This is a genomic window from Oceanobacillus zhaokaii (assembly GCF_003352005.1).
Taxonomy (GTDB): Bacteria; Bacillota; Bacilli; order Bacillales; family Amphibacillaceae; genus Oceanobacillus; species Oceanobacillus zhaokaii.
On the sequence record NZ_CP024848.1, the window covers coordinates 2,891,167 to 2,916,613 of the forward strand.

23 protein-coding genes are annotated in these 25,447 nt (G+C 37.1%); 7 read left to right on the top strand and 16 right to left on the bottom strand.

Annotated elements, in window-relative coordinates:
- Positions 1 to 152: 152 nt before the first annotated feature.
- On the bottom strand, positions 153 to 1,493 hold the full coding sequence (locus tag CUC15_RS14645) for a YheC/YheD family endospore coat-associated protein (RefSeq protein WP_114917372.1): 1,341 nt from the start codon (positions 1,491 to 1,493) through the stop codon (positions 153 to 155).
- Positions 1,494 to 2,476: 983 nt separating this feature from the next.
- Here CUC15_RS14645 and CUC15_RS20135 point away from each other — a divergent pair.
- Positions 2,477 to 2,857: a hypothetical protein gene (locus tag CUC15_RS20135; protein ID WP_162800330.1), complete on the top strand. Its 381-nt coding sequence runs from the start codon at positions 2,477 to 2,479 to the stop codon at positions 2,855 to 2,857.
- A gap of 40 nt (positions 2,858 to 2,897) precedes the next feature.
- Positions 2,898 to 3,443, top strand: coding sequence for a hypothetical protein (locus CUC15_RS14655; RefSeq protein WP_114917374.1), 546 nt, complete (start codon positions 2,898 to 2,900; stop codon positions 3,441 to 3,443).
- Between the two features lie 182 nt (positions 3,444 to 3,625).
- Here CUC15_RS14655 and CUC15_RS20140 read toward each other — a convergent pair whose 3' ends face one another.
- From CUC15_RS20140 to CUC15_RS14695, 8 genes are all read right to left on the bottom strand, one after another.
- The gene (locus tag CUC15_RS20140; RefSeq protein WP_162800331.1) at positions 3,626 to 4,009 is read right to left on the bottom strand and encodes a hypothetical protein; all 384 of its coding nucleotides are present in this window, start codon (positions 4,007 to 4,009) and stop codon (positions 3,626 to 3,628) included.
- Between the two features lie 109 nt (positions 4,010 to 4,118).
- Positions 4,119 to 4,472: a hypothetical protein gene (locus CUC15_RS14665; protein ID WP_114917376.1), complete on the bottom strand. Its 354-nt coding sequence runs from the start codon at positions 4,470 to 4,472 to the stop codon at positions 4,119 to 4,121.
- A 26-nt stretch (positions 4,473 to 4,498) separates the two neighbouring features.
- Complete coding sequence (locus tag CUC15_RS20285) at positions 4,499 to 7,717, bottom strand: hypothetical protein (RefSeq protein ID WP_205317609.1); 3,219 nt, start codon at positions 7,715 to 7,717, stop codon at positions 4,499 to 4,501.
- Positions 7,718 to 8,022: 305 nt separating this feature from the next.
- Positions 8,023 to 8,772: a hypothetical protein gene (locus CUC15_RS14675; RefSeq protein WP_114917377.1), complete on the bottom strand. Its 750-nt coding sequence runs from the start codon at positions 8,770 to 8,772 to the stop codon at positions 8,023 to 8,025.
- A 56-nt stretch (positions 8,773 to 8,828) separates the two neighbouring features.
- Positions 8,829 to 12,473 (bottom strand): multicopper oxidase domain-containing protein, encoded by a 3,645-nt coding sequence (locus CUC15_RS14680; protein WP_114917378.1) that lies wholly within the window; start codon positions 12,471 to 12,473, stop codon positions 8,829 to 8,831.
- A 26-nt stretch (positions 12,474 to 12,499) separates the two neighbouring features.
- The gene (locus CUC15_RS14685; RefSeq protein WP_114917379.1) at positions 12,500 to 12,799 is read right to left on the bottom strand and encodes a hypothetical protein; all 300 of its coding nucleotides are present in this window, start codon (positions 12,797 to 12,799) and stop codon (positions 12,500 to 12,502) included.
- 16 nt (positions 12,800 to 12,815) lie between these two features.
- Positions 12,816 to 13,112, bottom strand: coding sequence for a hypothetical protein (locus CUC15_RS14690; RefSeq protein WP_114917380.1), 297 nt, complete (start codon positions 13,110 to 13,112; stop codon positions 12,816 to 12,818).
- A 146-nt stretch (positions 13,113 to 13,258) separates the two neighbouring features.
- Entirely contained in the window at positions 13,259 to 14,017 is a 759-nt protein-coding gene (locus tag CUC15_RS14695; protein ID WP_242985871.1) for a hypothetical protein, read from the bottom strand.
- A 467-nt stretch (positions 14,018 to 14,484) separates the two neighbouring features.
- On the opposite strand from CUC15_RS14695, the gene CUC15_RS14700 reads away from it, so the two are divergent.
- Positions 14,485 to 14,976 (top strand): CotY/CotZ family spore coat protein, encoded by a 492-nt coding sequence (locus tag CUC15_RS14700; protein ID WP_114917382.1) that lies wholly within the window; start codon positions 14,485 to 14,487, stop codon positions 14,974 to 14,976.
- A 182-nt stretch (positions 14,977 to 15,158) separates the two neighbouring features.
- Here the strand turns inward: CUC15_RS14700 and CUC15_RS14705 are convergent, their stop codons facing one another.
- The 7 genes from CUC15_RS14705 to CUC15_RS14735 form a co-directional block, all read right to left on the bottom strand.
- Positions 15,159 to 15,758: an SCO family protein gene (locus CUC15_RS14705; protein ID WP_114917383.1), complete on the bottom strand. Its 600-nt coding sequence runs from the start codon at positions 15,756 to 15,758 to the stop codon at positions 15,159 to 15,161.
- Positions 15,759 to 15,768: 10 nt separating this feature from the next.
- Positions 15,769 to 16,233 (bottom strand): hypothetical protein, encoded by a 465-nt coding sequence (locus CUC15_RS14710; RefSeq protein ID WP_114917384.1) that lies wholly within the window; start codon positions 16,231 to 16,233, stop codon positions 15,769 to 15,771.
- Positions 16,234 to 16,246: 13 nt separating this feature from the next.
- Positions 16,247 to 16,666: a hypothetical protein gene (locus CUC15_RS14715; protein ID WP_114917385.1), complete on the bottom strand. Its 420-nt coding sequence runs from the start codon at positions 16,664 to 16,666 to the stop codon at positions 16,247 to 16,249.
- A 290-nt stretch (positions 16,667 to 16,956) separates the two neighbouring features.
- Positions 16,957 to 17,718: a sulfite exporter TauE/SafE family protein gene (locus CUC15_RS14720; RefSeq protein WP_114917386.1), complete on the bottom strand. Its 762-nt coding sequence runs from the start codon at positions 17,716 to 17,718 to the stop codon at positions 16,957 to 16,959.
- Positions 17,719 to 18,199: 481 nt separating this feature from the next.
- A complete protein-coding gene (locus tag CUC15_RS14725) occupies positions 18,200 to 19,000 on the bottom strand; it encodes a sulfotransferase family 2 domain-containing protein (RefSeq protein WP_114917387.1) in 801 nt (266 codons plus the stop codon).
- Between the two features lie 8 nt (positions 19,001 to 19,008).
- Positions 19,009 to 19,851, bottom strand: a complete 843-nt coding sequence (locus CUC15_RS14730) for a sulfotransferase domain-containing protein (protein WP_114917388.1) — start codon at positions 19,849 to 19,851, stop codon at positions 19,009 to 19,011.
- The gene (locus tag CUC15_RS14735; protein WP_114917389.1) at positions 19,848 to 20,801 is read right to left on the bottom strand and encodes a hypothetical protein; all 954 of its coding nucleotides are present in this window, start codon (positions 20,799 to 20,801) and stop codon (positions 19,848 to 19,850) included. Before CUC15_RS14735 ends, CUC15_RS14730 begins: the two co-directional genes overlap by 4 nt.
- An 857-nt stretch (positions 20,802 to 21,658) precedes the next feature.
- On the opposite strand from CUC15_RS14735, the gene cysC reads away from it, so the two are divergent.
- The 4 genes from cysC (at position 21,659) to CUC15_RS14755 (ending at position 25,066) form a co-directional block, all read left to right on the top strand.
- Positions 21,659 to 22,264 (top strand): adenylyl-sulfate kinase, encoded by a 606-nt coding sequence (cysC, locus tag CUC15_RS14740; RefSeq protein ID WP_114917390.1) that lies wholly within the window; start codon positions 21,659 to 21,661, stop codon positions 22,262 to 22,264.
- A 34-nt stretch (positions 22,265 to 22,298) separates the two neighbouring features.
- Positions 22,299 to 23,459 (top strand): sulfate adenylyltransferase, encoded by a 1,161-nt coding sequence (gene sat / locus CUC15_RS14745; protein ID WP_114917391.1) that lies wholly within the window; start codon positions 22,299 to 22,301, stop codon positions 23,457 to 23,459.
- A 134-nt stretch (positions 23,460 to 23,593) separates the two neighbouring features.
- Positions 23,594 to 24,400: a PHP domain-containing protein gene (locus tag CUC15_RS14750; RefSeq protein ID WP_114917392.1), complete on the top strand. Its 807-nt coding sequence runs from the start codon at positions 23,594 to 23,596 to the stop codon at positions 24,398 to 24,400.
- Positions 24,401 to 24,478: 78 nt separating this feature from the next.
- Entirely contained in the window at positions 24,479 to 25,066 is a 588-nt protein-coding gene (locus CUC15_RS14755; RefSeq protein ID WP_114917393.1) for a protein kinase family protein, read from the top strand.
- Positions 25,067 to 25,447 lie beyond the last annotated feature (381 nt).

Consider the following 25,447-nt stretch of genomic DNA (forward strand, 5'->3'; position numbering starts at 1 on the left):
AATAGTTACTCTCGTTGCCCTCCTCTCTAGAATGTATATACTATTTTGCTTACCTACTGTTATATCCCAATCACATATTTTTATAGAAAACTTGGTTGTTACCAAGCCTTTAGGTGACAGCCTTAGTTGCGCTTATGCAGCATAAGAAAGTTCTATCCTTTCTTATCTGGCATTGGAAATCCACAAAGTGCCTTTGCATATTCAAATGGCGTTTGTCTAACACGCTGATTAGCCTCTTTACTTTCTACTTCTAAATGTTTTCGATACCCATAAAAATGATTATTTACCTCTAATATCCATATGTTTCTATCTTGATCAATAATCATATCGATTGCTACATCCCCATAATGACCAAGTTCTTGATCGATTACCTTACAGGTCGCGATTGCAGCTTGGATCATTTCCACTTCTAATTTCATTGCTTCTTTCTCTGAAATAGCAAGTAATTCTTTCAATGCCTCTCGTCCCTGCATTAAAAAATCGAGAAATTTGGAATTAGTAATAATGCTCTTCTTCTTCCCAAAACGACCAACAAAACCTTGACAGTTCCATTCTTTTTTACTGTTTTTTTGTAAAAATAAACGGAAATCTACATGCTGATCTTCTTTATATGTTGCTTCTATCCCTTGCTGAATAAGATAACGTTTACTAGGGATGTATCGTTTCAAAATGGCTTCCGTACTTTCTATACTGTCATATACAATTTTCTCTTGAGATCTCGTTGTGAAAATAATTTTTTGACCCTGCTTTTGGACCGTATAGATCCCCTTGCCCTTAAAAGAACCGCGTGGCTTTAAATAAACTACAGGAAAACTTTCAAGCATTTCATTTAGCACATTACTACTCGTCAGTCTTTTCGTTTGTGGAAAATACTTGATAACTTCATATTTTAAGGCACTTTTATACAGCTGCCATTTGTTAAAAGCATGGGAATTAAAGACCTTTCTGCCTATCTTCTCCTCAAGTCCTTTCAGCACTTCTCGGGGAATGGATCTCCTTTTGAAGATTGCTCCTGGTAAAGGAAAGACACCATATTTCCATCGTTCATTTTTATTGCTTGCGTATGGATTATAAGCATAGCCTTCAACTGTTTGATTTACAAGGTTGATCCCATCTCCTGCACAAACATAAATGAGCCCATTAATATTATCATAGCCTTTAAATCGGTTCTTACATTTTTCAAGTACCGCTAATGTTAAGCTACTCTTCCAACGTCTAAAGATAAAAGCTATAACAGGACCGATTAAAATGGTATCCTTTTTCACAACCATTTCATATGGAAGTTCTGTCGGGATGTTGTACCCATTAAACCAATATTTCGGCATTGCAATTGTGTTTTCAGGCAATTGATCATCCACTTCAATAAAAGCCTGATGCTTCCAATGTCCAAATTGTATCGTTACTTCATTATTCGTTTGCAAAAATTGTTTTTCAATGCTTTTAGAAATATATAATTTATTGTTGTTTGTTTTAATAAAAGATATCAGAACCATGCAATTGCACCTCTTTTATAAGTTCATTTCTATTTAAGATATGTATTTTTATCAATGTTGTGTAAATAGTAAGGCATTAATAAATAAGGGGAGAATTGTACACTGCTTCTCACGTTGTTGGACTATAGAATCCTTTTGAAAACTAAGGTTTAACCAAGATTTTAGGTGACAGCCCTTGTTCAATGAAAAAACAAAAAAACAGGGGTGAATCACCCCCTGATGAAAGTCTCTATTTCTCAGATTGTCTGTATATAGCATTTATCTTTGTTTGTCCGTCAGTAAAACGGTATATAATTCCAATCCCTTTGCAGCGACGATTGCAACACGACTTGAACCGGATTTGTTCCAATAAAAATAATTGTGTCCATAAACTTCACCCATGTCTGTTTTTTATGATTGAATCATTACTATAAGATATAAAATCCAGAACATTTTGTGACGATCATTTTTCTTATACTTGACGGAAAAGAGTTTATTGCAGGTTAACTAACAGTAAAAGCTCGATTCGTTCACGGGCCTTTAGGTCATACCCTTGCGGTGCTAACACTCAGTGGCGGTAGGGAACCCCCCACTGAATGAAGTTTCACTATATATTTGAAACCTAAGATACCAATACATACTGGATCTCAAGGTGCAGCATATCCTATTATGACTCTATGAAAGTGAGGTGAATCAAATGGCTAAAAAGAGAAAAAAGAAAATGGAAGTAGAGAAAATAATTTTTGTAGAAAAAGACAATGATTTTTGTCATTGCCGTCATCGATGCCATTCATTCTGTTCCAGCTTCCGTTGCCGCCCAATTTGCGGATTACGCAATAACCGTTGTTTCCACAATGACTTCCATCATGGCTGCCGTCACTTTTGCTAATTTATTACTTTAGCGAACAGGATTCCTTCTTGTTCGCTTCTTATAAGGCTGATATACCTTTCAAAAATATCTAATAAACATACACTAATATTGTGTAGTAGATAGGAGGGGAGATATGACACATCAACATTTCGGTCACGTTAATCCACATGTTCAAAGACGTGAATGCAATTGTAGTGATTGCAGACAAGAACGTCACCACGGATTTAATCACAATGATGACTTTTGCTCATGCAAACACGATGATTCTTTTTCAACTAGGAGACGCCAAATGAATCATCACTGTGGTTGTAGTAGCGGCAACCCTAAAAGACATGACCATTCCTTTCACAAAATACCTTCACTTCGTAAACAAAGATTGGAGCCTAAACATGCTGACAGACACACCAAATTGTCTTACATTGAGGACAAACAAGCTATGACTCGAGATTTTCAAGAAGGCAGATTGAAAGTGAATCATGAAGATGGCAAAAAGAACATTATTATTATTATGTGATCTATTTACAACTATTTTAAGCTAAAGGAGAATGATAAAAATGAGTCATACAGGTTGTACAAAATGCGGCAAACAGTTTAGACATGATCATTTTGATGATCATGGACATCATGATTTCCACCATCATAACCATCGTGATCATCATGATTTCCGCCATCATAACCATCGTGATCATCATGATTTTCGCCATCATAACCATTGTAATCATCATGATTCCCACCATCATGAACGCGACTTTATTTGTGATAGATTTATATGTGATAGTGATTTCAGATTACGTCTTGGCGGATTACAAGGTGGCTTGAACTTCCGCCTTCGTCAGCTTATCGGCTGCGTTGTGAAACTGGAGCTGGAAGAAAACAAGGAAATTGTAGGTAACATTTGCTTTGTTGGTTCAGATTTTGTCGAAGTTGATGTATTAAAGGAGAAAAAAGAAGTAGTTGCCGAAGAAAAGATTGACTTAAAAGAAAAAGCCGGGAAAAAAAGGAAAAAACGTAAAAAATTAGCCCATGGAAATACGCTCATTTTTCCATTTAAAGCCATTAAATTTGTGGAATTAAAAGATGATTGTGACTGTAAAGATTGAATCTAACTGGTCACTATATTCAAGTATTTAAAGACCCCATCACAAATGGAGCACATAAACCCTAATGAATCTCCGTTCTCCGTATGACTGGGCACTTAAACAAGGCTGTTGTTACAAATGTAACAACAGCCTTGTATATAATTAATTTTGATATTCATTTTATTATTTATTTGCTTTTGGGTTTATTCTCTCTTTCTTGCTTTTCTTGCTTTTCTTGATTTATATGCTTTTTTTGGTTTTTCTACCTCAGCTTCCTTTTTTGGTTTTTCTGATCTTTCTTCTTTTTTTGGTCTTTCTAATCTTTCTTCTTTCTTTGGTTTTTCTAATCTTTCTTCTTTCTTTGGTTTTTCTAATCTTTCTTCCTGTTTTGGTTCTTCTAATCTTTCTTCCTCTTTTGGTTTATCTGCTCTTTCTTCCTCTTTTGGTTTTTCTTCCTTTTTTACTTTTTTTGCTTCTTGTCTCTCTTCTTTTCTTGCCTTTCTCTCTTCATCTCTCTTTTCTTTTTTCTCTTGTCTTTTCTTATTTCGTTCTTCGTGATTGCCTCGTTCTTCCTTCTCTTTTCCCATTCCCTTCACCTCTTTCATAAGTTACTAAGTTAATAAATTCTAAATAAAGGAAATTCCATGTTGAAATTTCAAAGCTTGACTCAGCTTAGAAATCTAATTTTTTTATATTTTATTTAATGCGTAACTCTATTTTAGCTGGTCCTTTGCTGTTTTTACTCGAGCCCATTGAAGCACCTGAGCCACTCGTCTCCTGAATGATTTGAAAGACAACTTTATTTTCCACACCTGATACGTCTATTCTATAGTCTCTCTCTGCACCAGGCCCAAGAATATCTATATGTGAAAGTTTGTCGCCTACATAAACAGGTAATAATTCTTTTGTTGGTGAATCTTGATCGTATACATTAATTTTAAATTGACGACTATTTTGTTCGTTTTTGTTTTTAATTTTCACAAACAGGTTAGCTTCACTTTTATTGGTCGGAATTTTACAGCTAGAGACAGATCGGTTTGTTTTTGACATACAATCTCCTCCAAATTATTTTACATTTATTTCTTTTGGGAATTTAGTGCATCAAGGATAGCTTTACGATTATCGCTTTCACCTTGTAATAATACGTTGAGAGTGTTAGTTAGGTTTGAGATAAGAGCTTCTGTATTATTTGAATTCTGCTCTCCTCTTAAAGCTTCTAAAATAGTAAGTGTAGACAGAAGTGTTACGATTAATGCACTAGTATTATCATTCATACTGATGATTGTATTATTCCCGTTTGTGAAGGTATTTCCACCGGCGTCAGCAGTTGTTCTATTATCAGATGAAACTGTTCCAGTCGTTGTAGCAGTCGCATCGGAATCCGAATCAGCATTTGCATCAGAATCGGAGTCCGAATCAGCATTTGCATCAGAATCGGAATCGGAGTCAGCAGTTGCATCAGAATCGGAATCCGAATCAGCATTTGCATCAGAATCGGAATCGGAGTCAGCAGTTGCATCAGAATCGGAATCCGAGTCAGCAGTTGCATCAGAATCGGAATCGGAGTCAGCACTTGCATCAGAATCGGAATCGGAGTCAGCAGTTGCATCAGAATCGGAATCCGAATCAGCACTTGCATCAGAATCGGAATCAGCATTTGCATTGGAATCGGCGTCCACATCCGCATCTACATCGGCATTTACATCCGCATCTACATCGGCGTCTACATTGGCATCTACATCCGCGTCCACATCGGCGTCTACATCGGCATCTACATCCGCATTTACATCCGCATCTACATCAGCGTCTACATCGGCGTCTACATCCGCGTCTACATCGGCATCTACATCCGCATTTACATCCGCATCTACATCGGCGTCTACATCGGCATCTACATCGGCATTTACATCCGCATCTACATCGGCGTCTACATCGGCATCTACATCTGCGTCTACATCTGCGTCTACATCGGCATTTACATCCGCATCTACATCAGCGTCTACATCGGCTTCCACATCTGCATTCACATCCGCGTCTACATCGGCTTCCACATCCGCATCTACATCGGCGTCTACATCGGCATCTACATCAGCGTCTACATCTGCTTCCACATCGGCATTTACATCCGCATCTACATCGGCATCTACATCAGCGTCTACATCCGCATTTACATCCGCGTCTACATCGGCTTCCACATCGGCATCTACATCGGCGTCTACATCGGCTTCCACATCGGCATTTACATCCGCATCTACATCGGCGTCTACTTCAGCGTCTACATCCGCATTTACATCAGCGTCTACATCTGCTTCCACATCTGCATCTACATCGGCGTCTACATCTGCTTCCACATCGGCATTTACATCCGCATCTACATCGGCGTCTACATCTGCTTCCACATCGGCATTTACATCCGCATCTACATCGGCGTCTACATCTGCTTCCACATCTGCATCCGCATCTACATCAGCATTTACATCAGCGTCTACATCTGCTTCCACATCGGCTTCCACATCTGCATCTACATCAGCATCTACATCGGCATCTACTTCAGCGTCTACATCTGCTTCCACATCGGCATTTACATCCGCATCTACATCAGCGTCTACATCTGCTTCCACATCAGCATTTACATCGGCATCTACTTCAGCGTCTACATCTGCTTCCACATCGGCATTTACATCGGCGTCTACATCTGCTTCTACATCCGCTTCCACATCGGCATTTACATCCGCATCTACATCGGCTTCCACATCGGCATTTACATCCGCATCTACATCAGCGTCTACATCTGCTTCCACATCAGCATTTACATCGGCATCTACTTCAGCGTCTACATCTGCTTCCACATCGGCATTTACATCGGCGTCTACATCTGCTTCCACATCGGCATTTACATCGGCATCTACTTCAGCGTCTACATCGGCGTCTACATCAGCATTCACATCGGCGTCTACATCAGCATCTACATCAGCATCTACATCGGCGTCTACATCCGCGTTCACATCGGCATCTACTTCAGCGTCTACATCTGCTTCCACATCGGCATTCACATCAGCGTCTAAATCCGCATCAACATCCGCATCTACATCGGCTTCCACATCAGCGTCTACATCGGCATTTACATCCGCATCCACATCAGCGTCTACATCGGCTTCCACATCAGCATTTACATCGGCATCAACATCAGCGTCTACATCAGCATCCACATCAGCGTCTAAATCCGCATCAACATCAGCGTCTACATCCGCATCAACATCAGCGTCTACATCAGCATCTACATCAGCGTCCACATCAGCATCCACATCAGCATCTACTTCAGCATCTACTTCAGCATCCACATCAGCATCTACATCAGCATCTACATCAGCATCAACATCAGCATCAGCATCAACATCAGCATCAACATCAGCATCAACATCAGCGTCCACATCAGCGTCCATATCAGCATCAACATCAGCATCAGCATCCACATCAGCATCAACATCAGCATCCACATCAGCATCAACATCAGCGTCCATATCAGCATCAACATCAGCGTCTAAATCCGCATCAACATCAGCGTCCACATCAGCATCAGCATCAACATCAGCATCAACATCAGCATCCATATCAGCATCAACATCAGCGTCTAAATCCGCATCAACATCAGCGTCCACATCAGCATCTACATCAGCATCTAAATCCGCATCAACATCAGCGTCTAAATCCGCATCAACATCAGCGTCTAAATCCGCATCAACATCAGCGTCTAAATCCGCATCAACATCAGCGTCTAAATTCGCATCAACATCAGCGTCTAAATCCGCATCAACATCAGCATCAACATCAGCGTCCACATCAGCATCCACATCAGCGTCCACATCAGCATCAACATCAGCATCAACATCAGCGTCTAAATCCGCATCAACATCAGCGTCTAAATCCGCATCAACATCAGCGTCTAAATCCGCATCAACATCAGCGTCTAAATCCGCATCAACATCAGCGTCTAAATCCGCATCAACATTAGCGTCTAAATCCGCATCAACATCAGCGTCTAAATCCGCATCAACATCAGCGTCTAAATCCGCATCAACATCAGCGTCTAAATCCGCATCAACATCAGCGTCTAAATCCGCATCAACATCAGCGTCTAAATCCGCATCGACATCAGCGTCTAAATCCGCATCAACATTAGCGTCTAAATCCGCATCAACATTAGCGTCTAACTTATTAAGTGTGTTAAGAGCACCTTTCTTTCTCTTTTTTCTGTACCTTCTTATCTTTTTATCATTACCCTCATTTGTTCCCAAGAAATTGCCTCCTTTCACTTATATAGGTATTATATTTAACTAGTCATTCGCTTGACATGGACAGTATCATCATAATTAAGCCTAAATTTTAAACATAATGGGCGTTCAATATAGTAAAAGTATATTCTTTGACCTGCTCTCTTCTCACGAAATGTAGGTGATCAGATCCCAGTTATTCTATAACGTCCTGGTTTATCTTCCGAAGAAAGAAACTTAATTTTTCATGTGAGATTACAGTTTTCCAGCACTTTTAATACAATCAAAAAACTACTACCGCAGCTCTAATCTGCGATAGTAGTTTTTAGTTACTTCTTTTCTTTTTCCAATACTACAAAATAACAAATATTATTTATCGGAATCTCCCTTTCCTTCTTACCTACTCTGAGTGTAATTGTTTCCTCGTGTACATCAAATAACGTACCTCTCATGAATTTGTTTTCCAATCTCACTCTAATCCGCTGGTTTACTAAGAGTAATAAATAGATTCTTAAACGAAGTCTAAAGAAAATTTGAATTAGCTCTGGGGAAGATGCTACCGTTTCACCAAAATTAAATGTCAGACGTCTTCTAAAACAAGGTTCAATATCATCTAATGCCTCTTCTTCGATAGGCTCTGCAAATCTCCCACTTAATCTAATCTTTTGTATTTTTTCGAATGGTATAATCACTTCTCGATTTGCCTTGTTTCGTAGTACGACAAAATCAAACCCTACTAGAAATACCCTGCCCCGTCTCGTTACTATTTTATCTGGATTTGACAGGAGTGGACAATCTATTTTGACCGCTACCCTTTGACCTACTAATCCATCAAAGGCTCTTTGAAATATTTCATTCGGTTCCCTTTCATTCGATAGGCCCAAATCGAGCAATATTTGATTCGCCTCACTAATATTCACCTCGAGTTCTTCCAATTGTTCTTGTGGCAGACACGAAGTTGGTGATGGAAATCTTGGTTGATCTATTCTTTCTGGACAACATTCTTCCGGTATACAAAAATCATCTGGTGCCCCAGCTGGAACAAATTCTGGACATCTTTCACATTCTACTTTTTCCATTTCTACACCACCTTTTATGAAGGGAACCATTATATCAATGGTTCCCAAAGTATTTTTTAATCATTTAATGGTTTGAGATGCTTTTGAATAGCATCGTGAACACGCATAATGCCCCACATCCCCAATTCTATATCCCATCTAATGTTGCCAGCACGATACATATAATCACCAGGAAAGTTGAATAATCCGCCCGCACCACCAATTAAATCTAAATTTGCTTTTCTCCCAATAACATTAAGTCCAACGAAAGATTCAACGCGTGAATTTATATCTCGTGCGTCAAACTTCCAGGAATGACCATGCAGATGGAAGGTATGTGTACGTCTTCGTTCTGCAGGTGTAGCAAGCCGAATAACAACAGGATCCCCCACATACGCTTCGAATAATGGTGTTGCAGGATCACCAAATACCTTCGAACTAAACAATTCACTCAGCTGTGGATGCTCCGAAAAACGATTAATTAACCGTTCTGTACGATAGTTAAATCCACGGGAGCCATCATCGTAAGTGTCTGCCAATTCCACGTTATCCTCATCAGCTCCAAGTAATACGCCATCAAATGGATCAACGATTAATTGGTTAGCCCCATCACGTAAGCGAACACCATCATGCATGAGCATGACAAATTCTCTTGCATCTGGTAGGATAGGATTCCTAAGAATAGCGCTCGCTCCTGTACGAAGTGGTTTTAGCGTATATGGGTCAAGCCATTCCGTGCCCCTAGGTTCTGCAATAAAAGCACCAAATGCGCCTTGTGAGCGATGATTTCGAATATCTGCCATACCCCACATTCCACACACACCATGTGGACCATCAACAAACCATCGATACGTTATCTCTTCACCAGGTCCAACGGTTTGGTCAGGGTTAAATCCGACCGTTTCACCTGCTGATGATTGAACATCGAATTCAAGCATTTGTGGATGGAGGGAAATTCGCAATGAAGGCGGGTAAAATGCCTGTTCCTTCACTCGTGGATATGGATAAATTCCATCTTTAAATTCAAACAGATCAAATCGAAGCAAGCTTCTTAATTTCACTTCAACTGTTTCTCCAACACTACCACGTAAGATAAGTGGTTCAGGATTCTTTTTCCCACTCAGTATAGCGTCCATATCCTCTTCAAGTGCAAACACGATACCGAATGGATCATTGTCACCATATTTGTTATACTTAATCGCCGTTTGGAATGCGACAACATCATAGCGGCGAATTTTACTATTACGTGGGCCAACACTTAATACCTTCGTTGCTTTTGCAGGTGGAAAACCCGTGCATTCTGGAAGTGGCTTGGTGCGTTTCGGGGGACGAGGACTATCAGGTAAAGGAATTAAATCTGGCACTTCTTCAGCAAAAGCCCGAATTAATCCCCACAACCCGTTCCAAAGATCCTCTTCTGTTTCAAATGTCCATAAATAGTCTCCTGCTCTAGGAATAAAGGTATCAAAGGTAAATGATTCGGAGATGCCTATATGCTGTTGATTCTCTCTTTCAGAATCTAGGTCCTGTCTCTCTGTTAGCCATTTAAGTCCATGAACATTAAAGCTGTGTGATTCTTCTTGCGAACCTTGCAATAATCGAATACGTATGGAATCACCTTCATAGGCTTTTAATATCGGTGTGACAGGATCACCTTTTACAAACGAACTAAAAGAGTATGCAGGATCATTATCCTCTCCAAGTCGAAACTGTAATGGTTCATTTTTATAATTCACACCGAACACACCTGGATCATCCTGTGATCCTGGGAAATCTGGCGGATTTAATGGCTCTCCGTCTTTGTCAAAAAGCAGGGCAAAATCATGGACAAATAATGCAAAATCCCGATAATCAGGGATGATTGGATTAACCGCTGTAATCTGAGCTCCATGATCGATTTCTTCACCTGTTTCCGAGTCTAAAAAGCGAGTGAAGCGTGGGTGGATAACACCACTACCAAATACACCATGCTGCTGGTGAGCCAATGGAAATAAATGATCATGGAAAAACCATGCTTTCAATTCTACATCTGCAAAATATTCGTAACGAATCGTCTCACCAGGTAATACACCCGAATCATAATTCCAACCAACACTTGCTCCATCATTCACTAGAACATCAAATTTAACAAAATGGATATGCAATCCATTTTCATACGTTCTTGTGACGAGTTGAAAAGCATCTCCACCCAATACATGTGGCAACCTATTTGTATAATTAATTCGAAGACAGGTTCCAGCAGGTGCATGAATTACAAGTGGCTCTGGTTCTTTTTTACCTGAGCAAATATCCTCAAGATCCTCATCTAATACGTATATTCTAGCCTGTGGATCATGCCAGCCTTCACGATTATAAACGATTGGTAATTCAATTAAGGATACATTGAATTCCTTTACGACTGCGTTTTCCATACAGGGATCAGCGAATACAGCACCGGGCCTTGCATTAGGAACAGCAGCATTGGCTTCCAGTTCTGTCAGTCCTCTTCCTCCTACAATGCCTAGAGGTGGTCTAGGGGCTTTACAACCAACCTTTCCAGGAATGAAATTAGGGAATCCTGGACGTTCCTTAGTAGGCTTTGGTGGTGCTGGTCTATCTGGCAGCGGTTGTAATGCTGCAATTGGAACGCCATTTGGATAGCACTGACTACCATCTTGAAGTGTGTCAAAAATCCGGTTCATCCCCCACATCCCTGCACCAAAATGCGGATAGAGGTGACAGTGAATAATGGCATCCCCTATCGCACCTTGAAGACTACCAAGACCGTATAATGGTCGAATATTATAGTGGGACTGCGGACTTATTGATTGGGAATCAAATATTTCTGAATTTGTATTCATTGGATCCCTGAACCATTGGTGTACATGATAATGAAACACATGTGTTTCCTTTGTACCACCATGAACAAGACGTATCAGTGCCGGATCACCAACATAGCCACGTAAAATAGGTGTGGCTGGATCTCCAAATACCCATGAATCATGATGAACTTCTTCCCCATCAGCATCAGGAGCAACGACACCTTCATCGAGTAATTGTTTTCTTCGCCATTCTGGTTCATAGCGATAATTTACTCCATGAAAAGATTCCGCATCTTGCCCTGTTACTGGATTGAGTGGACGATTCCCTGTTAAATCATCCACTTCCATTTCGTCTGTGAAAAACCAGCCATATTCACGAAATGATGGTAAAAACGGATGATGAATATCTGCGAACATTCCGCTTTTAATTGGTCCTCCTGTGACAGGATCTGTCCATGATGAACCCCTTTTCTGAACAAATAGTGCACCTAAAAGTCCATTTGTGTTCGATCCCTCTTCCGTACTTGACACATTTCCTAAATCGGAAAAATAATGAATCCCTTCATGTGTTAGCTTCAAACGGTATAGAATCTTTTCACCTTTTTCTACGAGTGTGTCCGGATTGAAACCAACATTTGCACCGTCCGAGGTTAAGACATCATAATCTGCCTCTTGGAAATGCATCCCTGTCGCAAAAGGCAATTTATTTTCATAGAGGATTTCAACCTCATCCCCCTGATTCGCACGAATAACAAGGGGTTCAACTAGCTCAACAGGGGTAAAAGGATTTTTTCGTACCAGCTCTCGAACTTTGTCCTCATTATCTTTTAATACATACATCATCCCATTTGGATTATGGTCACCAAAAGTATTGACAACAATTCGTATGGGAATTCCTACGATATGAAAACTTCGCTTCATTATTAGCCTCCTTTCATAAAAAATTATCAGTTACGTAATACTGGAATCTGTGGTCCACCCTCACGTTCAATAAAGAACACTTCAATCGCATGAATATGAACCTGCCATAATCTATTTTCAAAAACTGCCTGTGTTGATGTTTCTACATTAATTTCGACATGGTCATCAATGACATCTTTAATCATGCCGATTAACATGAAAGGAAAGTTAGGGATGAGCAAGAAAACCCTGTTTCCTATCCCATCCTTAAAGTGCTGAACCAATGCTTCATCATGGATATCATTAATTGATACATCTGTACCATTGTTAAAAATATTTCGGCTCATTCTTGTAGGCCTCCTTTTATGATATTGAAAAGATGGTGTCACAATCCCATTCAGCGGTAAATGCAGCAATTTTCTCTAAAGGGATACTTAACGGAGTTGGAAATTGAAAAAATGGTGCATTAATCATTTTGATCGTAATTGGGAAAAGTGTTATATGTCCTGGTTCAACTTCATTAACTGTTCCGCAAAATACAGGTCGAAATGTTTGTCCAAGTAGATTTAACTGGGATGTTTCCGTCACAATTAATATTTCTTCCCCAATTAGATTTTCGAATTCTCTAAACAATGGGTCTTCCATTTGCTGATTAGTCATTCCTTATCCTCCTTTATATATACAAGGTAATAACATTCTATTCACTTAAACAAAAATAGTCTGTAATACACAACTATCAAAGCTAATTTATTTTGCTAATCTTAGAAAACTTGGTTGTCACCAAGCCTTTAGGTGATTATACTTTCCTATCTGCTAATAAAGCTTGTTAGGATTTTAAGAAAACGAATGGTTTCAATCATTTCTATCTTATTTAACGGAATATGATATACATGCCTGAAACCTTTTAGTGTAACGGTCTTTTTTGATGTTTCAAGTACTTTTCCAACATGGGATTTGTTTTCTTCATATTTAATTTCCACCCACGTATTTTTCCATCTTGACAGGTTCGTTCGGAGTGTTTCTTCATGGAATTGTTGAATGAGGATCTCTCTTTGCGAAACAGTGGCACCAAAATTTTGCAGTAATTTCGTACGAAGGTCATTATCATAAATATAATGTTGGTGTGTATTTGAATAGTTTGGTATTCCATATGGCACATTTGCTGAGTCAATTTTTTCGTAAGGTATCCAGATACGATCCTTTAAATTGGTAATCATTACAAAATCTCTGCCAATTGCATTAACCTTCCCTTCTGAATAAATTGATTTCTGTCCGGCTTTCGAGTATATTTCAACCTGTTGATTTCGTTTCATTTTGAAAAACCGCTTTAACGTTAATGCCTTTTTCATATGTGGCTTTGCTTCTGTCAATTTGAACAAATTCTTTTGTTCCATATATTCTTTAAATATCTTTGTTTCTTCTGTTGTTACATGATTCGTAGGTGAAGTTAACCCTTCCCCTTTTGCGATATTTCTTTCGTTAATTGGATCGATTCTTATTTCTTCTTTTTCCCTAGCCTCTAATAATTTTTTAACATACGCATCATGTCTGATTTCTTCCTTCACTCGACTTCTCCCCTTCAGATTAATTAAACATCAATATAATAAGATATGGAAAAACCAGACCTTTGTTCTTAGACCTTTTCTTTCAGATAATGATAGTTTGCCTAATAATAATTAGGACGTAATATATAGCGATAATGAAGTCTAATAAGAAGATGAAATATTCCTGAGCTATAGTGATAAAAACTGTGTGTATCCAAGGAAGCTGTAGGAGAGATTTTATATGCAGATGAAAACAGATGTTTATATCGAATTTTACCTCATTTGTTTCTGTGCAATCCAATGCTTTTCACCTAATTTATTATTCTTCCATTAAGTGCTAATGCTCGATAAAGGGGACTATGGGATTCTTCTTTCTTTTGGGTGACTATCGCAAATATAGGTATATACCTAACACAATTAGACGCATACAACTATATGCTAATAAGGACAGTTCACTATAATTTAAATCTGAATAGGAGTGAAGAAGCATGGGCTGTGAGAAAGAGAGAAACAGTGTATGTAAAGCAGTGGAAAATATTAAAAATCTGCAAGATGCTGTTGATGAACAATGTTCAACAAGCTGCTTTCACAACTTACTTGCGCCAACCCAGTTTGTTGGTGATACGATACCATTTATTTTGTTTGACAAAAATAGTGATTTATTTAAAGCATTTGGAAATGTTGGTGGATTATTAGGTGGTGAATGTTTCAGAACTCCATTCTTTAAAGTACAGGATATCAGCAAAGATGGCTGTGCAACTTTATCATTGTTAAAACCTTTTAAAAATGGGAATCCTATTAATTTTGGTGATGTAGATAATATTTGTGATGTTAACATATTAGTGAAAACAGACTTTTGTATTGAAGTTGATCTTCGTTGCTTCTGTGCAATTCAATGCCTCGATCCCCTTCTAATTCATAATAACTTTGCATTAACTGTAACAGAAAGTAATGACACCACTGAAGAATCAAACAAATAATGACCGTAAATAAAAAAATAGCTGAACAACTCAGCTATTTTTTACCTATAAAATTTCATTTAGGTCATTCTATGGTTAGAACTTGTCAAGTTTTTTAGCGACTGCCTCAGGTGCACTCCTCGATTAAACTTTCTTATCTGCTAAAATAGGCTGAAATATTGTTCTATCGACAATAATGGTAATTATTCATTTAGCAAACGATTTATATTTTCCATTAGCTCAGCTATATTTACCTGTTTACCGCCAATATTCATATCGTGAACGGAACGTATATTATTCTCACGATCTACTAAATACATATTGGTGCTGTGGGTAATAAAGCCATTTTCATCCTTTTTATAAAACATTTGAAACTGATCTGTAACCCCGATTGTTTCAGAATCCGATCCTCGTAATATATACCACCCGTTTGAATCTACATTAAAATTTTCAGCATAGCTCTGCAAAATTTCTTTCGTATCATATTCTGGATCAAGTGTAATCGTAACGATATTCACTTTCTCTCCAAATAAGTTATTTTCCTTCAGCTTTTCCTGTAGAGTTGTCAAATCAACCATTGTCATCGGACAAATATCTGGACAATTCGTAAAAATAAAAGCTACAATCTTTACCGTCTCATTTTCAAATAGATATTCATCTGTAAGAACTGATTCTAATTGAACAGCTTCAACATTAGCGATATATGGTAAACGATTCTGAATTTCCAATAGTTTGTAACCTAAAAATATACCGAGCAAAATAATAAAAACGAGCAATCCTATTTTCGTTCTTTTCGATATCATTATTATCCCCTCACACTTTTATTGAATAAATAATAATCCAGAATGAGATAAGGCTGATGATGGTTCCAAAAATGCTAAATGTGATTGTATTTGTAAATAAAATACTAGAATTTATTGAAGGCAATCCACACAATGTCGGATCTAAAACAACCGCACCAACCATTGAACCGGTAATTCCACCCATCGTTCCACCGAAAAATCCTGAAAGCACAGAATGAAGTTTCACCATCACTCCAAATATAATACCAATCGTTCCACCAACGATCGTAGATAATATCGTTAGAGTTGAAAAAGATAACGGAAGAATAAACGAACATAACAAACTTAAAACGAGTGATAAAACCATCGAAGAGCTCATCGAAATAACCATTGCATAGCGGTCACTAAATAATTTTCTTGAACGCCTCAATTTCAAATAGCTTCTACAGCCAATAAGAACATTTAGCAGTAAGGAAAGGAATAAAAAAACTGTCATCTCTTCACCTCCACTATGAGCTTTTCCTGGAGATAATTACCAGAACCACAGATGCACCAAAAAGGAATTCGATGAACAAAATAAATGTACTGTTATTATCAATAACTGCGCCAATCATTGGTGCCATAATTCCTATCATTAAGCCATTAGTAAAACCCGTCAAGAATGTCTGATAATCAAACATTGCACCAAATGCGCCACCTACTATCATGCCAATTAACGTAGAAACAATGGTGATCTCTGTGTAATGAAATGGATATTGTGAAATCAATAAAATCCCTGATGCAACAGCAATCATACCACCGATAACCATTGCGATATTCATTCCTAACTGGAAACCTATTAGCTTTCTAATCCGATAAAGATAGTAGTAAAGAATAGCAGCCAAGAGGAAATTTCCATAAAAAAACAGATCAGTATAGATACCATCCATCTAAATCACCTCATAATAAACGTATGCATGATTAGAATGAATTGGTCCAAAATTAAAAAATAATACATTGGAAAATTACGAAAGAGAAAGGTTAGAATGTGCAGAACCCTCTCAAGAATCTCAAATAGGTTTATAAAACGGAGGAGAGGGTTACAGAATGGGCCGTTTGAAACGAATAAAAATGTTATGTTAATAGGGAAGGTGCTGGATTATTACGCCAACAGAACAAACTTCAAATTTAAGCACTCTAAAAGGAAAAGTAAACTCTGAGGTAAATTTATTTGCAACTTTTAAAAAATAAGGCTAATTCCACTAATTAATATAATCACCAAAATTACGATCCGCATGACATTTGATGGGATTTTATCTGTTAATTTACTGCCTATCAGTGCTCCTGGAATTGACCCACAAAGAAGATTACCTACTAATATATAATCTATGTGCCCTAAACCAGCCATAAGAATGCCTACTATAGAAACAAGTAAAAAAGCATGTGTAATGTCTGTACCAACCAATTCCGAAGATTTAAGATTATAAAAATATAAGATAAACAAAGCAAATAGACTTCCAGCTCCAATTGAAGTTACACCTACAATGGCTCCGATAATTACACCTGCAATTATCGTGATATGGCGCTTTTCACTCAACGGCTTTAATTTCCAGCGATTAACTGGAGTGCGAATAATGAAAATTTGAACTAGTGTAATGATGGATACAATAACTAGAACTAACCCAAGCAGAAGTATGATTAATGCTTCATTATAATAACTGGAAAAAAAGTAATAAAAAAGGAAATTTGCTAGAATGGCTGCTGGCAGACTGCCTATTGCTAAATATTTCACAAGTTGAAAATTAACCGTTTTTTGTCTGATGTGCTGAATTGCACCAAATAATTTAGTAATTGAATTATAGGCAAAATCCGTACCAATCGCGATTACAGGATTAATACCCAAGAGTACTAAAATTGGAGTAAGTAAAGAAGCACCTCCCACTCCCGTCATTCCTACTAAACTTCCAACTAAAAATCCTATCAAAATCATGTCAATACTCATTTGTTTAATCACCTCACATTTCTTTTATTAGAAAACTTGGTTGTCACCAAGCCTTCCTGTGAAGCCTTAGTTGCACTTATGCAGCATAAGAAAGTTCTGTACTTTCTTATCTGCTAAAAGAAGTTTTATCTAGCTCCTGTATAATTAGAATGTAACAACATTACTTTTATCTCGCTTATAAAGTAATTTGGATTGAATCCCTATGACAAATTCATATGTTCCATAGATTCATAGTAAAGGGGATGACAAACAGCCAAGCGTTTTTTTAGAAAACTTGATTGTCATCAAGCCTTTCGATGACAACCTTAGTTGCCCTTATGCAGATAGGAAAGTTTATACTTTCCTATCTGCCAAGAAAACCTTGGCTGTTTGTAGAAGATGAATCCAAGGAGATTTATCCATAAGCCTGTGTCTGCCTCTGGATTACCATTTTAAAGAATTAAGCATTGTAAATTTTTGCAAGAAACTCTTTTATAACATACTACATTTTGCTTAAACTTTTTTTAAATGCATCCATTTCTTGTAGGGTTTTAGCGTCTAATGCTTGAATTTTCTCTTCAAATTGTTTTCTTGCGTATTTATATAATTCAATATCTAAGTGGTTTTTTGCAGCAATTTTATCACGTACATTTTGGGGTACTTTCTCTTTTTTCGGGCGGTTTTTTCCTGCATTTTTTGTTCGGTACTGAATTTCCTCCCAACCAAATCTCTCTTTCATGAGAAAGAGAGATTCTGCGAATAATTCAGTTATGCCAACCACCGAAAAATGTTCAGCCATATTTTTTTTGGCGGTTTCTAAACTGAGAGGTTCTTTGCCACAGAAAAAACGGGTTTGTACGTTAGGTTCTGCTTGTAGATTAAAGTCATCACTGTCAATAAACTCTTCAAGACTCATACCTTTGACCTTTTCATGCCAACGATTCGTTGGTACAAGGAGAATATGATAGTAAGCTGAAATGAATCGTTCAACAGGGTCTCGGAGCATCGTAATGTAGGTGAAGGGCTTTGGAAAATATTCGTGTGTTCCAAATAGGAAATGGCCATATATAAATTTCAAACTATTTCTAAATTCATCTGAAAGTTTAACTACCTCTTCTTCCATAAACGGACATCTGTACGTTTCTTCCAGATTGTATTGCTTCTTGATGACACCTCTTAGTGATTGACCTGCTGTTTTTGGTATATGCATAAAAAGTAAAAACTCATTTATTTTATTTGATTTACTTGTATTATTTTTTTGACCTGTTTTATTTTTTTGACCTATTTTATTTTTTTTACCCATTCTTTTACCTACTCCTTCTCCTTTTTTTTCTTGAAAGGGTATAACTTTAAGGCATGGGGAGCGTGTTTCGTAATTGCCTCACGTATCTTTTCTTCCATCTTGAAATCATAATATTTATTTTTATTTTGATTCTCTAAATCAAGTTTTCTTTCGTACTCCATACCTGTAAGTTTATTTATAATGGATGGGTCTTTGACAATATCTTCGTATTTAATAAGATGAATATGATCCTGGTACTCTAAATAGCGTTGACAAAATAAATCATAAATTTTTACTTGTTTAATCAATAACTCTTCTTTAGACTCTGTAATATCTCTAAGCTCTGACCATACCCCTTCAGCAGCAGGCAATCGCCCCCGGCTAATCGGAATGTCTAGAGATAACCAAGACAAAATAGTTGGAACAGGATCTCTTACAATAGCGATAATAGAAAATTTTTCAGATTCGATAAGCTCAGGAAGAATGCTAGTATAATGTGCATTATGTTTTATGCCCAATGTGAAGTGCTTATCTTTTACCGGCAAGACAACACTACGTTTTTTGAACGTTTTATCCTTTTGCCTTACCCCATTTTTAGGTGAATTAAAATAATTTGTTGATGCAGTTCCATCAACATTGCGCTTATCCTTAATTGGTTCATTGTTCAAGATTTTTTTTCGGATTTCTTTAAAGTCATCCGTTACTTGTTTCGTGAGATTATTGGCATTTTTTCCATTTAAAAACCACTTCGTTTGCCAGCCTGGTTCACTTAAACAGACACAGTTAGATAAATTATCTATTAAAGCAGCAGTTAGTGTCGTTCCTCCTCGGGGAATTCCCGTTACAATTAAATCCTTTTTTAATTGGCTCACTTTTCCCCCTCCTTTCTACCCTTTTTCTTCTTTTTTACTTTTGGTTCAGCACCTAAATTTACATTTTTAAATCTTGTATTCTGTAATAAGCCGCTCTTGGAATTAAGAAACTGATTTACTTTTTCAATAGAAGTATCCGGACCCGCATAATTAAATCTCGTTTTCTGGATTAATCCATTTTCGTTAGTGAATTTATGATAATGCAGGATATATGGATTTACCTCTTGAGGTGATAGCTTTTGTTTTACCTTAATAGGTGTTGAATAGTTCATTTCAATCGGAAACAATTTAACTGGAATGTTTTCTGCTACAAGTGCTAAAGATAAGGAATGTTGATCGGCAAAATACTTACGCTCAGCAAGCTCACCCATTTTATGATAATTATCCATTAATAATAATGCGTATTTCTCCCATGATGCATGTAATCTTTTTATATATGTTTTTGGTATCGACAGTACCCCACTATTAAAATAAGGAACTGTCTTATTTTGTTTGATTCCTGTGGTAGTTACACGTTGATCAGGTAATTCCAATTCAAAATAGGAAAACATATACTTCCATTGATCAATTGTAAGCGGATCATTATTTACCGGTTTTGCTTGAAAGAAATTTTGGTCTATTTCCTTATAAAAGTCACGAACTACGACTGTATCGCAATCAAGAGCAACTAAAACATCACACTCATCCTCAATTTCAAGCAGCCTTATTTTATTGCAATGAGGTGATCTGGAATCAAAAGGCTGAACAATCCGCACATCAACGCCAATACGCTCAAGTTCCAATTTCACATCCTTATCTACAGATTTAACAAAATTAGCTACTAATTTTTCTTTTGCTAGCTTTCCACCAAACTGATTAATGGTTTTAAAAAGAGCTAATATCCTAAAGTGAAATTTAGGAATATCCTCTCCAACACATGTAATTAATAACTTAGGTGAATCTTTATCCATAAAATCAAACTCCTTATCAATTTTTAGCTGCAATACTTCTAGTCAGAAAACTTATATATGTATCTATACTCTTTTAGTCTAAAATTGATTGGACGAATATATTAAGGAAATAGTTTAATATAATCTGCTCTATGGAATCATTAGTACCTTGATTTCAAATACGAATTAACGAAAGGAAACCGAATTCTGCTTTTACTATACATTTTGCTACATTAGAAACTTTGAACAAAAGCGCAAGTGCCTTGATCACCCTTAGGTATAGCTTAATTAAGTAAGAAATCATAGTGGCGTTTTTTGCTACATGGAGGTCGTAACTTTTGACTTGGACGTTGTAGGCAATGGTGCTGGACGTGCCTATTCCTACAAGAATTTTTTTCTATACTTTCATATAAACAAAAAAAGCTGGTTTAATTTTGCATGGTGAATCCGAGCATCTAGAACCATCACAGTCTTTTGCATTCTCTTTATTAAGTAGCTTAAGGGGATTATCAACTAACCAAAGTTTGGTTAGAAGGTGGTAGCTTGCGGTTGTTTGTCCAATAACATCACTAACATGTAATCCACTCTATTGTAGGTAAATAGCTATTTTTTCGATTCTACACTTTTTGTTTACACAAATAATAGAAAAAAACGTATGAATATATTAGTCTCAATAGTTGCATGATTATAGCTGACTTTTTTATTAAGGGGGCAAGTAAGAGTAAGATATTCGCGGAAAATATACGCTAGGACTATTTCAGTCTTAAAAAAGGTGTGTATAAGAAAAAAATAAGAAATCAATTATAATCTGATTCCAATATTAGCGTTTAGGGATTTGAAACACCTTTAATCTATATTCTTCTAATAGGAGGTTTTATATGAGTAAAGATATACAATACCATTCTAGTTTAATAACTAGTAAAGATAGGCAGCATAAAAATAACCATAAAAGCAAAGTGTTATGGCTGACAGGACTTTCAGGAACAGGTAAATCTACATTAGCTGTGCATGTAGAAAGAGAGCTGCATAATCTTGGAGTTAAAACCTATATCCTTGACGGTGATAATCTCCGTTTCGGAATCAATTCCGACCTTAGATTCAGTGACGAAGATCGTAAAGAAAACATTAGAAGAATAGCAGAAATCAGCAAATTATTTGTCGATGCTGGAATTGTTGTTCTAGTTGCTGCTATTTCCCCTTTTAGTCAAGATCGCCAACAGGCAAGGGAAAAGTTGTCAGAAGGAGAATTTGTTGAAATTTATGTGAAATGTAGTCTTGAAGAATGTGAAAGACGTGACCCGAAAGGCTTATACAAGAAGGCAAGGGCAGGAGAAATCACTTCGTTTACAGGAATATCATCCCCCTATGAGGAGCCATTAAATCCTGAAATCATCGTAGAATCAGATAAGCAGTCTATAGAAGAAATGGTTCAACAGGTCCTTACCTATCTAAAAGCAAATGGTTTGTTGGAAACAGAGGATTAACATACTGGAACAGGTAGAAAAGGAGAGTTTGATTATGATTCTTCCTCACGGAGGTAAATTAATACAAAAAGAAGTACTAGATGACCATTTTCTAACATTGTTGGAAAGAACAGACAAGATGCCTGAAATTGAACTTTCACCATGGGGCTTATCTGATTTAGAATTAATTGCTAATGGTGCATTCAGCCCGCTCGAAGGTTTCATGAATGAGCAAGATTATATAAGCGTTCTTCAAAACATGAGACTTTCGAATGGGATTGTATGGTCTATTCCAATCACTCTCGCAGTTACAGCAGAAAAAGCAAATGAATTACGCTTAGGTGAAGAAGTTTCCTTAATAGGAAAAGACAGAAAGGTAGTTGGATTTCTAAAATTAGAAGAAAAATTCCATTATGATAAAGACCTAGAGGCTCAAAGTGTTTACGGTACAACTGACAAAGATCATCCTGGGGTTAAAAAGTTATTTGAAAAAGGAGATGTATACCTTGCGGGTCCTATCTATCTAGTAAATAGACCAACCCATGCTCCTTTCACTCAATATTTAAAAGATCCGATTGAAACAAGAAAAATGTTTTCTGATTTAGGCTGGGAAACGGTTGTTGGGTTTCAAACGCGAAATCCAGTTCATAGAGCACATGAATATATTCAAAAATGTGCTCTCGAAACGGTCGATGGGCTCTTATTAAATCCACTCGTGGGAGAAACAAAATCGGATGATATACCTGCGAGGATTCGAATGGAAAGTTATGAAATTCTCCTTAAGCATTACTATCCAAAAGATCGAGTTCGCCTTATAATCTTTCCTGCTGCAATGAGATACGCAGGACCAAGGGAAGCGGTATTTCATGCGATTGTTCGAAAAAACTACGGTTGTACACATTTTATTGTAGGAAGAGATCATGCAGGAGTCGGAGATTATTACGGAACTTATGATGCCCAAAAAATTTTTTCGAACTTTACTAAAGAAGAATTAGGAATTATGCCCTTATTTTTTGAGCATAGCTTCTATTGTAAAAAATGTAACAGTATGACTTCTTATAAAACATGCCCGCATAATGATGATGACCACCTTATTCTTTCAGGTACGAAAGTACGCGCAATGCTTAGAAAGGGAGAAATACCTCCACCTGAATTCACCCGTCCGGAAGTTGCAAAAATATTGATTTCTGGAATGAAAACAAAAACTGACAATTAAAATTGATGTTTAGCTCTGGGCGCCTTGATCACCCTCAAGGCTTTCAATTAATTTTTTCCACAGCGTGTTCACAACTTAAGACCTCAGGGGGATAGGCGCTGGAGCTGGATTTTTAACGAAGGGAATGTGATCGGATGACTGAAAATGATTTAGTTAAAGTAATAGAAACAGGATATTTTGATCTTCACATGCATACAACGGCATCCGACGGAATTTATTCACCCAGAGATCTCGTGAAAAAAGCTCATGACGCTGGGTTAAAAACGATTGCCATTACGGATCACGATACCCTCGGAGGAATCGACGAAGCACAGCAATCAGGAATTAAATATGGTGTTAACGTCATTGCAGGGATAGAGTTAAGCACAAAGTATAAAGGACAGAGCGTTGATATTCTCGGTTACAATGTGAGCATCAACAATGAATTAACTGATATTTTGTCACAATTACGTGATGGACGAGTAGAAAGGGCGCTTCTTATCATTAAAAAATTCACGGAATTGGGAATGTCCATTACGTTAGAGGATGTGAAGCAGTTCAGCAAGGGAAATGTGATTGCCAGACCCCATATTGCCATGGCTATTGTGCAAAAAGGATATGTAGCAGACTATCAAACTGTATTTGATGACTATTTGGCGGATGGGAAGCCATGTGCTTTGGATAAGCTCATTCTTTCTCCAAAAGAAGGAATTGACCTTATACACCGGGCAGGCGGCAAAACCGTATTAGCACACCCTGTGTTGATTAATGACGATAACCTTGTACGTGAACTCATGCAATTTCCTTTCGACGGAATCGAGGTGTGGCATCGAATGCAGAATGCAGATGATAATGCCCGCTACAAGCTGATAGCAAATGAATATCATTTACTAATGACGGGAGGCTCTGATTTTCATAACGATGAACATTTTCTGGGTCAATTCGGATTAAAGTGGAAATGAAGGAATCCTATTTGTTTGAATAAAACAAAATGACAAAAGCACCAAAAATATAAAAAGTCTTAAAAGGAGGAAAAATAATTGGAAAATTTTAAATCTATATCTGTCACTAGAACGAAAGGTAGTAAAAGTCTTAAAATTAGTAATCCAACTTCTTATAAGGTTATTGGTCAAGGTAAACAAGGAGCCGTTTTTCAACTCACGCCCCAAAAATGCGTAAAAATTTTTGCTAATCCTAAACAAGCAAAAAAAGAGATAAGAATAATGAAGGAGTTGGAAGGCTTACCTTTTATGCCAAAAACATTTGAAACTGGTACTAATTATATTGTAATGGAATTTGTGAAAGGTGTTCCCATAGATCAGTATTTAAAAGAAAAAGGGACTTTATCTAATTCCTTGACGAAACAAATCATAGTTCTAGTGAAAGCAATGAAGCAATATAATAAAACGAATGTAGAAAATAAACATGTACTTGTAACAGAGGAAGGAGTAGTAAAGAAAATAGATCATGGGAGTAAACATTTTATAGATAACCGTAATTCTGTCCCCTATAAAATATTTAGAACGTTAGATAAGTTAGATTTATTGGATACGTTTCTGGATCAAGTAAAGGAAATTGAACCTCAACTGTATGAAGATTGGAAAAAGAAAATAAGAAATAGTAGGTGATTATCGAAACTTTATAAGCAGAATTATACTGACTACGAGAGTAAAGTAAATTTATATCCAGTTAACCCGACATTTTACAACTGCATCTGAATAGCTAAGACGATGATGGTTGAGGAATTTCTCTTCCAATTAAACATCGTCTTCAAACATTCATCCACCTCATCGAGCCCAAGATTGTACAAGGATTCGAATGGTGTAACTGAAAACTAAACTGCAGTATACCGTTTCCAAAATCATACATTGAAGTTATGATGAAGCGTATTTACCTAAACATTATTAAAACTGAAAGGCAGCATTATGCTGCCTTTCAGTTTTAATCTGCTATTATGGAAGATTTATCTTTTCTTAATTTGTGTTTCTTCATTCCGGGACCTTTAACAT

What these genes read in the sequence shown, in the direction of transcription:
- CUC15_RS14705 (WP_114917383.1), bottom strand. Translation starts at nt 15,758, where the DNA reads ATGATATCGAAAAGAACGAAAATAGGATTGCTCGTTTTTATTATTTTG.
- CUC15_RS14690 (WP_114917380.1), bottom strand. Translation starts at nt 13,112, where the DNA reads ATGACTAATCAGCAAATGGAAGACCCATTGTTTAGAGAATTCGAAAAT.
- CUC15_RS14685 (WP_114917379.1), bottom strand. Translation starts at nt 12,799, where the DNA reads ATGAGCCGAAATATTTTTAACAATGGTACAGATGTATCAATTAATGAT.
- CUC15_RS14715 (WP_114917385.1), bottom strand. Translation starts at nt 16,666, where the DNA reads ATGGATGGTATCTATACTGATCTGTTTTTTTATGGAAATTTCCTCTTG.
- cysC (WP_114917390.1), top strand. Translation starts at nt 21,659, where the DNA reads ATGAGTAAAGATATACAATACCATTCTAGTTTAATAACTAGTAAAGAT.
- CUC15_RS20135 (WP_162800330.1), top strand. Translation starts at nt 2,477, where the DNA reads ATGACACATCAACATTTCGGTCACGTTAATCCACATGTTCAAAGACGT.
- CUC15_RS14675 (WP_114917377.1), bottom strand. Translation starts at nt 8,772, where the DNA reads ATGGAAAAAGTAGAATGTGAAAGATGTCCAGAATTTGTTCCAGCTGGG.
- CUC15_RS14725 (WP_114917387.1), bottom strand. Translation starts at nt 19,000, where the DNA reads ATGGGTAAAAAAAATAAAATAGGTCAAAAAAATAAAACAGGTCAAAAA.
- sat (WP_114917391.1), top strand. Translation starts at nt 22,299, where the DNA reads ATGATTCTTCCTCACGGAGGTAAATTAATACAAAAAGAAGTACTAGAT.
- CUC15_RS14735 (WP_114917389.1), bottom strand. Translation starts at nt 20,801, where the DNA reads ATGGATAAAGATTCACCTAAGTTATTAATTACATGTGTTGGAGAGGAT.
- CUC15_RS14700 (WP_114917382.1), top strand. Translation starts at nt 14,485, where the DNA reads ATGGGCTGTGAGAAAGAGAGAAACAGTGTATGTAAAGCAGTGGAAAAT.
- CUC15_RS14720 (WP_114917386.1), bottom strand. Translation starts at nt 17,718, where the DNA reads ATGAGTATTGACATGATTTTGATAGGATTTTTAGTTGGAAGTTTAGTA.
- CUC15_RS14665 (WP_114917376.1), bottom strand. Translation starts at nt 4,472, where the DNA reads ATGTCAAAAACAAACCGATCTGTCTCTAGCTGTAAAATTCCGACCAAT.
- CUC15_RS14655 (WP_114917374.1), top strand. Translation starts at nt 2,898, where the DNA reads ATGAGTCATACAGGTTGTACAAAATGCGGCAAACAGTTTAGACATGAT.
- CUC15_RS14750 (WP_114917392.1), top strand. Translation starts at nt 23,594, where the DNA reads ATGACTGAAAATGATTTAGTTAAAGTAATAGAAACAGGATATTTTGAT.
- CUC15_RS20140 (WP_162800331.1), bottom strand. Translation starts at nt 4,009, where the DNA reads ATGGGAAAAGAGAAGGAAGAACGAGGCAATCACGAAGAACGAAATAAG.
- CUC15_RS14680 (WP_114917378.1), bottom strand. Translation starts at nt 12,473, where the DNA reads ATGAAGCGAAGTTTTCATATCGTAGGAATTCCCATACGAATTGTTGTC.
- CUC15_RS14710 (WP_114917384.1), bottom strand. Translation starts at nt 16,233, where the DNA reads ATGACAGTTTTTTTATTCCTTTCCTTACTGCTAAATGTTCTTATTGGC.
- CUC15_RS14645 (WP_114917372.1), bottom strand. Translation starts at nt 1,493, where the DNA reads ATGGTTCTGATATCTTTTATTAAAACAAACAACAATAAATTATATATT.